The organism is Microvirga brassicacearum, from assembly GCF_008757455.1.
In the GTDB taxonomy this organism is placed as follows: Bacteria; Pseudomonadota; Alphaproteobacteria; order Rhizobiales; family Beijerinckiaceae; genus Microvirga; species Microvirga brassicacearum.
In genome coordinates this window covers 66,768-75,844 of the sequence record NZ_VCMV01000002.1, presented here as the reverse complement: position 1 = coordinate 75,844, position 9,077 = coordinate 66,768, and the positions used below count along the sequence as shown (strand labels likewise).

The 9,077-nt window shown below is 63.2% G+C and carries 14 protein-coding genes; 7 read left to right on the top strand and 7 right to left on the bottom strand.

Annotated elements, in window-relative coordinates; translation table 11 throughout:
- Position 1 precedes the first annotated feature (1 nt).
- Positions 2 to 532 carry a CDP-alcohol phosphatidyltransferase family protein gene (locus FEZ63_RS00975; RefSeq protein WP_150941769.1) on the bottom strand — a complete coding sequence of 177 codons (531 nt, stop codon included), beginning with the start codon at positions 530 to 532 and terminating at the stop codon, positions 2 to 4.
- 161 nt (positions 533 to 693) lie between these two features.
- Here FEZ63_RS00975 and purM point away from each other — a divergent pair, with 161 nt between their 5' ends.
- Positions 694 to 1,764: a phosphoribosylformylglycinamidine cyclo-ligase gene (gene purM, locus FEZ63_RS00970; RefSeq protein ID WP_150941768.1), complete on the top strand. Its 1,071-nt coding sequence runs from the start codon at positions 694 to 696 to the stop codon at positions 1,762 to 1,764.
- Positions 1,761 to 2,408, top strand: a complete 648-nt coding sequence (gene purN, locus FEZ63_RS00965) for a phosphoribosylglycinamide formyltransferase (protein ID WP_150941767.1) — start codon at positions 1,761 to 1,763, stop codon at positions 2,406 to 2,408. The genes purM and purN overlap by 4 nt, the downstream gene beginning before the upstream one ends.
- A 21-nt stretch (positions 2,409 to 2,429) precedes the next feature.
- Here the strand turns inward: purN and FEZ63_RS00960 are convergent, their stop codons facing one another.
- Positions 2,430 to 2,792, bottom strand: coding sequence for a hypothetical protein (locus FEZ63_RS00960; RefSeq protein ID WP_150941766.1), 363 nt, complete (start codon positions 2,790 to 2,792; stop codon positions 2,430 to 2,432).
- Positions 2,793 to 2,951: 159 nt separating this feature from the next.
- Here FEZ63_RS00960 and FEZ63_RS00955 point away from each other — a divergent pair, with 159 nt between their 5' ends.
- Positions 2,952 to 3,659: a glutathione S-transferase N-terminal domain-containing protein gene (locus FEZ63_RS00955; protein ID WP_150941765.1), complete on the top strand. Its 708-nt coding sequence runs from the start codon at positions 2,952 to 2,954 to the stop codon at positions 3,657 to 3,659.
- A gap of 64 nt (positions 3,660 to 3,723) precedes the next feature.
- Here the strand turns inward: FEZ63_RS00955 and ndk are convergent, their stop codons facing one another.
- Positions 3,724 to 4,146: a nucleoside-diphosphate kinase gene (gene ndk, locus FEZ63_RS00950; protein WP_150941764.1), complete on the bottom strand. Its 423-nt coding sequence runs from the start codon at positions 4,144 to 4,146 to the stop codon at positions 3,724 to 3,726.
- A gap of 201 nt (positions 4,147 to 4,347) precedes the next feature.
- Between ndk and FEZ63_RS00945 the strand changes: the two genes are divergently transcribed.
- The gene (locus FEZ63_RS00945; protein ID WP_150941763.1) at positions 4,348 to 4,755 is read left to right on the top strand and encodes a DUF2147 domain-containing protein; all 408 of its coding nucleotides are present in this window, start codon (positions 4,348 to 4,350) and stop codon (positions 4,753 to 4,755) included.
- A 12-nt stretch (positions 4,756 to 4,767) separates the two neighbouring features.
- Here the strand turns inward: FEZ63_RS00945 and FEZ63_RS00940 are convergent, their stop codons facing one another.
- On the bottom strand, positions 4,768 to 5,475 hold the full coding sequence (locus FEZ63_RS00940) for a glutathione S-transferase N-terminal domain-containing protein (protein WP_150941762.1): 708 nt from the start codon (positions 5,473 to 5,475) through the stop codon (positions 4,768 to 4,770).
- A gap of 228 nt (positions 5,476 to 5,703) precedes the next feature.
- Here FEZ63_RS00940 and FEZ63_RS00935 point away from each other — a divergent pair, with 228 nt between their 5' ends.
- Positions 5,704 to 5,955 carry a hypothetical protein gene (locus tag FEZ63_RS00935; RefSeq protein WP_150941761.1) on the top strand — a complete coding sequence of 84 codons (252 nt, stop codon included), beginning with the start codon at positions 5,704 to 5,706 and terminating at the stop codon, positions 5,953 to 5,955.
- A 29-nt stretch (positions 5,956 to 5,984) separates the two neighbouring features.
- On the opposite strand, the gene FEZ63_RS00930 is transcribed toward FEZ63_RS00935, so the two are convergent.
- The 3 genes from FEZ63_RS00930 to FEZ63_RS00920 are packed head-to-tail and all read right to left on the bottom strand — an operon-like array spanning position 5,985 to position 7,001.
- Positions 5,985 to 6,443: a GNAT family N-acetyltransferase gene (locus FEZ63_RS00930; protein ID WP_150941760.1), complete on the bottom strand. Its 459-nt coding sequence runs from the start codon at positions 6,441 to 6,443 to the stop codon at positions 5,985 to 5,987.
- A 34-nt stretch (positions 6,444 to 6,477) separates the two neighbouring features.
- Positions 6,478 to 6,750 carry a Txe/YoeB family addiction module toxin gene (locus FEZ63_RS00925; protein WP_150941759.1) on the bottom strand — a complete coding sequence of 91 codons (273 nt, stop codon included), beginning with the start codon at positions 6,748 to 6,750 and terminating at the stop codon, positions 6,478 to 6,480.
- Positions 6,747 to 7,001 carry a type II toxin-antitoxin system Phd/YefM family antitoxin gene (locus tag FEZ63_RS00920; protein ID WP_150941758.1) on the bottom strand — a complete coding sequence of 85 codons (255 nt, stop codon included), beginning with the start codon at positions 6,999 to 7,001 and terminating at the stop codon, positions 6,747 to 6,749. The genes FEZ63_RS00925 and FEZ63_RS00920 overlap by 4 nt, the downstream gene beginning before the upstream one ends.
- Positions 7,002 to 7,142: 141 nt before the next feature.
- On the opposite strand from FEZ63_RS00920, the gene FEZ63_RS00915 reads away from it, so the two are divergent.
- Both FEZ63_RS00915 and FEZ63_RS00910 read left to right on the top strand, forming a co-directional pair.
- Positions 7,143 to 7,547 carry a DUF4345 domain-containing protein gene (locus FEZ63_RS00915; RefSeq protein ID WP_150941887.1) on the top strand — a complete coding sequence of 135 codons (405 nt, stop codon included), beginning with the start codon at positions 7,143 to 7,145 and terminating at the stop codon, positions 7,545 to 7,547.
- A gap of 120 nt (positions 7,548 to 7,667) precedes the next feature.
- A complete protein-coding gene (locus tag FEZ63_RS00910; protein ID WP_150941757.1) occupies positions 7,668 to 9,074 on the top strand; it encodes an adenylate/guanylate cyclase domain-containing protein in 1,407 nt (468 codons plus the stop codon).
- Positions 9,075 to 9,077: the final 3 nt, after the last annotated feature.

Genomic DNA, 9,077 nt, shown 5'->3' with positions numbered 1-9,077 from the left:
CTCAGGCCGCCATGTGCCGGAGCCAGCCCCCGAGATAGGCACCGGCCGATGCGACGGTCAAGGCTGCGACAACAACCGCCGCCGCATCGCCGAAACCCTCGAAGTCCGCCCCGAAGGCCTTCACCGCAAGGGCGAACGCCGCAAAACAGATCTGCGCCGCCGTGCTGAGCTTGCTGATGAAGAGCGGCTTGATCTCCACCGGGCGGCTCATGACCCAGGACAGCATGATGGCGGCAACGATCATCATGTCCCGCGCCACGACCACGATGGCAAGCCAGGCCGGAACCGAGCCGACGATGGCCAGGGTCACATAAATCGACACCAGAAGCGCCTTGTCGGCAATGGGGTCGAGATGCGCGCCGAACTCGCTTCTCATGTTGAATTGCCGTGCGATGAACCCGTCGACCGCGTCGGAGAGCCCCGCCAGCACGAAGACGGCGAAGGCCGCCACCCACCGCCCCTGCAGGATCATCACGATGACGATCGGGACCATGATGAGCCGGGCGATGGTGATAAGGTTGGGAATGGTCATGGTGCGGGGTAAATGGCGGCTCCGGGCGGTGAGCGCAACGTTGCCCCTGCGGCAGGCACGCGGGGAACGGTCTCTTGCGCCGGGATGCACAAAAAATCCGAGTTTCCCTTGCCTCCGGCCACCGCTCGTCCTACTCCCCGCGCTTGAGACGGGGTGAGCGGATGACGAAAGATTTGCCGAACGGCCTGACCTACGCGCAAGCGGGCGTCGATATCGATGCGGGCAACGCCATGGTCGATGAGATCAAACCGCTGGTGCGCGCCACGCGGCGGCCGGGTGCCGATGCCGAAATCGGCGGCTTCGGCGGGTTGTTCGATCTCAAGGCAGCGGGCTTTACCGATCCAATTCTGGTGGCGGCCAATGACGGGGTCGGCACCAAGGTGAAGATCGCCATCGATACCGGCATTCACCACACCATCGGTGTCGATCTGGTGGCGATGTGCGTCAACGATATTATCGTCCAGGGCGCCGAGCCGCTGTTCTTCCTCGATTACTTCGCCACCGGCAAGCTCACACCGGAAATCGGCGTCGCCATCGTCCGGGGCATCGCGGATGGCTGCATTCAGGCCGGCTGCGCTCTCGTGGGCGGAGAGACGGCCGAGATGCCGGGGCTCTACGCGCGCGGCGATTATGATCTGGCCGGTTTTGCAGTCGGCGCCGCCGAACGCGGCACGCTGCTGCCGAAAGCCGTGGCTGCGGGCGACGTCCTGATTGGCCTGCCCTCCTCCGGCGTCCATTCCAACGGCTTTTCCCTCGTGCGGCGCATCGTCGAGGCCTCCGGCCTCGCCTGGAATGCGCCGGCGCCCTTCGCGCCCGGCCGCAGCCTCGGCGAGGCGCTCCTCGATCCGACCCGCATCTATGTAAAACCGCTGCTTGCCGCCCTGAAAGCCGGCGACGGCATCAAGGCGCTGGCTCACATCACCGGCGGCGGGTTCCCCGATAACATCCCGCGCGTTCTGCCCGACGGCGTCGGTGTGCTCCTCGATCTCGACGCCATCCCTGTACCGGCGGTTTTCGGCTGGCTTGCTCGCACCGGCGGCGTTGCCGAGGCGGAGATGCTGCGCACGTTCAATTGCGGCATCGGGATGATCGTCGTGGCGGCGGCCGACCGTGCCGAGAACGTCATGCAGGATCTCCGCAATGCCGGCGAAAACCCTGTGCGCATTGGCAAAACCATTGCGCATGACGACGGCGAGCAGGTGCGCACGTCAGGGCATCTCAAGCTCTCATGACCCGTCGGCGCATTGCCATCCTGATCTCGGGCCGCGGCTCCAACAGCGTGTCGCTCATGGAGGCAGCGCGGGCGCCGGGTTTTCCCGGCGAGATCGCGCTGGTGCTGTCCAACCGGCCTGATGCCGGCGGTCTGGCGCGTGCGCGGGACGAAGGCATCGAGGCTTTTGCCATCGATCACACGGCTTATGCGGATCGCGCGAGCTTCGATGCCGCGCTCCACGAGGCGCTTGTTGCGCGTGATATCGACCTGATCTGCCTCGCCGGTTTCATGCGCGTGCTGACGAGCGAGTTCGTGGAACGCTGGTCGGGACGGATGGTCAACATTCATCCGTCGCTGCTGCCGCTGTTTCGCGGCACCAACACCCACCAGCGGGCGCTCGACGCCGGCGTCCTCATCCATGGCTGCACGGTGCATTTCGTGGTGCCGGAACTCGATGCCGGCCCCATCATTGCGCAGGCGGCGATCCCGGTCGTGCCCGGCGATACCGCGGCGGACCTGGCAGTGCGCGTGCTGGCGCAGGAGCATCGGCTCTATCCGCAGGCTTTGCGCATGATCTGCGACGGCGACGCCCGGCTTGAGAATGGCCGGGTTGTCTTCTCGGAAGGATGGAGCGCTGCGGGGTCGTTGCGGTCGCCGGGCTAGCTCGCGCGAACTGGCCGGAGGCTACATCGCCGGCCGTTGCAATTTGCAGGAATCGAGCGATGCCAGCGCTTTGCCGCGCGTGGAATCGTTGAAAACACCCGTATCGCGATAGGCTTGCACTTCCTCGGCGCTCATGGCGCGAAGCGTCTGGCCCGCATAGCAATCGCATTTGCGCGACAGGGAGGCCTCGCTGACATTCAGGAGCCTGGCCTGGGTCACGCCGCAGGCCTGGCTCACGCGAGCCCGCAACTGGCTGAGGCTTTCCGTCTTGAGCGCCGGATCGGGCTGGTAGTTGATCGGCGTATTGGACGCGGAGGCGAGGACGGCGGTAGCGGACACGGCGACGGCAGCAGCGGCCAGCAGCGTGCGAAGGGCGGTTCTCATCGGAACTCCATGATGCGACGGTACAGTCGCATTTAAGAATAGCCTCACCGGCACCCGTCAAGGTCAACCTGACAAGACGCTTAAGATTTGGAATACATGCTAAGACCGCGCGGCACGTCCGCTCACAACCCAAGTCCGCTCAACAACGAGAATTGCGTTATGCCCGACCTCTCCGCTTTCCCGATCACGACGCGCTGGCCGGCCCAGCATCCCAATCGCCTCCAGCTCTATTCCGCGCCGACGCCGAACGGCGTCAAGGTCTCCATCATGCTGGAGGAGATCGGGCTCCCTTACGAGCCGCATTTCGTCGAAATCGGCAAGAACGAGAGTTGGACGCCGGAATTCCTGTCGTTGAACCCCAACGGCAAGATCCCCGCCATCATCGATCCCAACGGGCCGGACAGCGCGCCGCTGGCGCTCTTCGAGTCGGGTGCCATCCTCCTCTACCTCGCCGAGAAGACTGGAAAGCTCCTGCCCGCGAAAGCCACGGAGCGCTATCAGACCATCCAATGGGTCTTCTTTCAGATGGGCGGCGTCGGGCCGATGTTCGGGCAACTCGGCTATTTCCACAAATTCGCCGGACGTGAGATCGAGGACAAGCGCCCGCTCGAGCGTTATCGCGCGGAATCGAAGCGCCTGCTCGGCGTTCTCGAAACCCGGCTCAACGGGCGGGAATGGATCATGGGCGCGGATTACTCCATCGCCGACATCTCGCTGCTCGGCTGGGTGCGCAACCTCGTCGGCTTCTACGAGGCCCGCGAGTTGGTGGATTTCGACAGCCTCAGGCACGTGCCCGCATGGCTGGAACGAGGCCTCGCACGACCGGCCGTCCAGCGCGGCCTCACCATTCCGAACCGGCCGGCGTAAGCGCTGCTCCAACGAAAAAGGGCCGCCTCGGTGGGCGGCCCTTGGACGGCAATGACGGAAAGCGTCAGCCGACGATCTCGTTGCCGGAGAAGAACTGGGCGATTTCCAGCTTTGCGTTCTCCTGGCTGTCCGAACCGTGGACGGAATTTTCGCCGATCGACTTGGCGTAGAGCTTGCGGATGGTGCCCTCGGCGGCGCTTTCCGGGTTCGTCGCGCCCATGATCTCGCGATACTTCACGACCGCGTTGTCGCCTTCGAGGACCTGCACGACGACCGGCGCCGAGATCATGAAATCGACCAGTTCGCCGAAGAACGGACGTTCCTTGTGGACCGCATAGAATGTCTCGGCTTCGCGGCGGTTCATGAGGATACGCTTCTGCGCCACGATGCGCAGGCCGGCTTTCTCGATGACGGCATTGACGGCGCCGGTCAGGTTCCGCTCGGTCGCGTCAGGCTTGATGATGGAAAACGTGCGCTCGGTGGCCATGAAACTCACTCTTGAGAAGGAAAATGGAAAGGTGGCGCGCTTATAGCCGCGCACCCCCCTGCCCTCAAGCGCCTTTTCGCATCTGCGAACTCAGGGGAGATACCGCCTTGCCGATCATGCCCCGGATTTGCCGGGGAAACCCTTTGCTTCCCGATCGTTTTCCTCGGCAGACCAAGGAAAGGCGACGCGCGGGAGGAGGTCATGAGGTTCGCAACCATAATGGCACTCGGCGCGATCTTGTTCGCGACCTCGGCCCCGGCGCAACAATCGTTTGATCCAAGCGGCACCTATGTCAGCCAAAGCGGGAGAACCCGCGTCCGCGTCAGCAGATGCGGGGCCGCGCATTGCGGCAGGATCGTCTCGGTCGTCGGCGAAACGAAAGATGTGAACAACCCCGACCCGGCCAAGCGCGGACGAAACCTCGTCGGCTTGGAGATGATGTGGGACGTCAGGCCGGCGAGAGGCGGCTATACGGGCCAACTCTACAATTTCAGGGATGGCAAGATCTATGCGGGCAAGGCCACGTTTGACGGCGACGCGATGAAAGTGTCGGGCTGCGTGCTCGCCGGCCTGATCTGCCGCACGCAGACGTGGCGTCGCGCGAATTGAGCGTCAGATCCGCTACCGCGCTTTCTGGCCGAACAGGATAGCCTGCACCGCCGGGTCCTGCATATCGTTGGCGCCGCGATCCTCCGCGCCGACTTCGATGCCCCGCCGGACAGCGGGCCGGTTCAGGACCGCCTCGAGCCAGCGTTTCACATGGGGAAAATCGTCAATGTTCTGGCCCTGCCGCTCCCATAGCTTTGCCCAGGGAACGATTGCCATGTCGGCGATCGAGTAATCGCCGGCGACGTATGGCCGCTTGGCCAGTTGCTTGTCGAGCACGCCATAAAGCCGGTTGGTTTCGTTGGTGTAGCGTTCGATCGCATACGGCACCTGTTCGGGCGCGTAGATGCGGAAGTGATGCGTCTGGCCGAGCATCGGGCCGAAGCCGCCCATCTGCCAGAACAACCACTGGTCCACCTCGATGCGCTTGCGCTCATCCGCCGGATAGAATTGGCCCGTCTTGCGCCCGAGATATTGCAGGATCGCGCCGGATTCAAAGATCGAGATCGGTTTTCCGTCCGGTCCCTGCGGGTCGACGATCGCCGGCATCTTGTTGTTGGGCGAGATCTCGAGGAATTCAGGCTTGAACTGATCGCCCTTGCCGATATTGACCGGGTGGACCTTGTACGGCAGGCCCGCTTCCTCGAGCATGATGGAGATCTTCCATCCATTCGGGGTCGGCCAGTAATAGAGATCAATCGGTTGTTGGGCGGAAGCCGCCATAGCATACCTCTCCTCGGCTGGTGGGGGACGTGTGCCGCAAGCGTAGGCCAAACCATCCGCCATGGCACCCCCCACGTCCTCAAATCACGCTCCGCTTCGGAAATCCGCGCCGTGAAATCAAATGCGGTGGACAGAGCGCCCGCTGGCGCCTGCCGCCTTGTGTGTTTCATTGTTTCATATGAAGATTGAGGAGCGTCGATTCAACCAGACGCGTTGGGGGATTTCTCTATGACCAAACGCCTTCTCGTCTCCACCTTGGCCTGCGCATTGGCACTTTCGTTCGCCTTGTCGGCTCATGCGGCCACCGAAATGAAGCCCAAGAAGGAGCCGAGCGCCGCACAGATGGCCGCGCGCGACCGCATGACCAAGTGCAGCGCCGAATGGAAAGCCGCAAAGACCGGCGGCAAAGTCGAGGCCGGCTTGAAGTGGCCGAAATTCTGGAGCCAGTGCAACACCCGCCTCAAGGCGGCCAAGGCCTGAGGCAGGCGGCGGCCCCTGAGCCGGTTCGTCTAGAGTTTCCTCTTGAAGCCTTCATGCGATGACGAGTACCCGATCCGCTCATAGAACCGGTGAGCGTCCTTGCGCGATTTCTGGGACGTCAGCTCAAGCAGGCTGGCGCCGCGCGCGCGGGCTGCGTCGGCGGCGAAATCCATCATCCGGGCGCCGATGCCGAGCGAGCGTTTGCTGCGCTTCACCTTCACGCTCTCGACCTTGGTCCGCAGCGCTCCCCGTCCCGTCAGGTTGGGAATGAAGGTGAGTTGGAACGTGCCGACGACCTCCCCGTCCTGAAGCGCCACGAAAAGGCGATTATCCGGGCTCCGGTCGATCGCCGTGAAGGCTTTCTCGTAAGCGTCCCGGTTCTCGGCGGTCCACGCATCGCCGCGCCCGCCGAGTTCATCCTCCTCATGAAGGCGGATGATCGCCTCGAGGTCGGCGGCTTCGGCATCGCGGATTTGTAGGTCTATCATGGATGAGCTTTCGGATGATTTATCGGAGGGAAGTTCATGCGCCGTAATGGAAGCGGCACATGGCGATTTCAATCGCCTGATCCGGACCGGTGCCTGTCAGGCGATAGACCAGCCGGTGTTCGCGGGTGATCCGCCGCGACCACCAGCCTTTGAGGTTCCCGGCAAGTGGCTCGGGCTTGCCGATGCCGCTGAAGGGTGAACGGGTCGCATCCTTGATCAGGGCATTGACCCGCCGATGGATGGGCGGATCGTTCTCCTGCCAGAACAAGTAATCGGCCCAAGCCAACGACGCAAAAACGAGCTTCATTCCTCGATCAGGCGTCGCTCGCGGCCGCCGCCGGCATCGAGTTCCGCAATCGCCTGTCGAAGTTGCTCGGCGTTGGCGGGCGTGCTGAGCAGATGAAGGCTCTCTCGCAGCCCCTCCAGTTCGGCCAGCGGCATCACCACGACAGGTTCGTGGTTCTGGCGCGTGACCACGAGTTCGGTGCGGTCCGCCTCTACCCGGTCGAAGTGCTTCGCCATGCTGGCGCGCAATTCGGTAAATGTGACATAAGACATGCGTTCAGGTCCCCGATTTATATGTACGCATATACGTACATCCTCAAAAGAGCAAGCTGTCCAGAGGCGGGTTAAGCCCGCGCGGGTTGATCTCCCGACCAAAAGGATCAAAATCTCAGCAGGGAGAACGCCATGACGCGGATGCAACAGGAACGCCGGCGCTTGCAGCAGGTGGTGGGGCTGGTCGCGCTGCTGCCGGTCGCGGTCGGGCTTTATGGCGTGCTGTTCGGACAGGCGCTCACCGGCGATACCGTCAGCATCTCGGCCGAGAGCCATTTCCGCTTCCTCTCCGGCCTGCTCCTTGGCGTCGGCATCCTGTTCTGGAGCACCCTGCCGAGCATCGAACTCCACACCAACCGTTTTCGTCTTCTTACCCTGCTGGTGGTAATCGGCGGGTTGGCGCGCCTGACCGCCTTCGCCTTCACCGGCCTGCCCTCCCTGTTCATGATCGGCGGCCTCTTCATCGAGTTGGTGGTCACGCCGGTCCTCTGCCTCTGGCAGACCCGGGTGGCGAACCGGTACGCCGATGCGTTCGGCGTCGCCTGAAGATCCGCCGCGCGGACCATAAATCGCCCACTTCTTCACCTATGCGATGGACCTGCCGCTGAATTGACGCGCGGACGGCGCCCGGTTTGACGTGGCATCTCTGCCCCCGAAAGGTGGCCTATGACCGAACATCTGTCGCTGTTCGCCATCCTGCGCCAATCTGCCGACGTCCGCACCGTCGATGCCATCGAGCGCCTTGTTCGAGACGCGCCGGACAGCGCGCTCAACCGCATCAACGTGCTCGCCTTTGCCGCAAGAGAAGGGCTCGACGAAGAGCGGACGATTGCGGCCTTCCTGCACGCGGCCCGGCTCGGAATTTTCGAGATGTCGTGGAATGTGCTGTGTCCCGGATGCGGCGGCGTACTGGATGCGGGCGCAAGTCTCAAGACGATCCAGCAACCCTCCTATAGCTGCGCGCTCTGTGGCGCAGGCTACGAGCCGACGTTGGACGAGATGGTGGAGGTCACCTTCACGGTGACGCCACGAATCCGCAAGATCGCCGGACACGACCCGGATACGATGTCGATGTGGGATTACGACCGGCAGTTCTTCTGGGGCTCGGGCGTCGACATGCCGGAGAATTTCGACGAGATCGTCGAGGAGATCGTCCTCGACGCGATGGAGTTGCCGGCGGGCGAGCGCGCGTCCCTGTCGCTTCAGCTCCCGGCGGAATTCGTCATCGTCTTCGAGCCGATCACGCATTCGGCGCAGTTCATCGACGTCAAGGGCGAGCCGACGAAAGAACGGCAGAATTTGTCGGTCGTGTTCAACGATGCGCATCCCCAGCATCAGACGGTCGAATTGCGACCCGGCCCGCTGCGCCTGACGCTCGACAACCGGACGACGCGGCGCGTGCTGCCGGCGGTCTGGATCGCCGGCACCGCTTTGCATGATATGCTGGGGCGGCGGAGGCCTTTCCTCACCGCCAACCGGCTGCTGTCCAACCAGACCTTTCGCGATCTCTATCGCACCGACACGCTCGATATCGATCAGCGCCTGAAGATCACGAGCCTGACCTTCCTGTTCACCGACCTGAAAGGTTCGACCCAGCTCTATGAGCGCGTCGGCGATCTCGCCGCCTATGACTTGGTGAAGGAGCATTTCCGGGTCTTGCACGACATCGTCGGCGCTGAGGCTGGCGCGGTGGTCAAAACCATCGGCGATGCCGTGATGGCGACCTTCCCGACACCCGATCGCGCCGTCGCCGCAGCATTGCGGATGCGCGAGGAGATGCAGAAGCTCAATGAAACGCGGGGCCGCGAGGACCTGCTGCTCAAGATCGGCATACACGAGGGGCCGTGTCTCGCGGTGATGCTCAATGATCGGCAGGATTATTTCGGCCAGACGGTGAACATCGCCTCGCGGGTGCAAAATCTTGCCATGTCCCATGCGATTTTCGCCACCGGTGCCGTGGTGGAGGACCCGGTCACATCCGAGTTGATGGAGCGTCGCGGCCTTCATCCGACGCAACGGCGCACAGCCCTTCGCGGCATGCAGGACGAGTTTTCGGTCTACGAGATCCCCTGACGA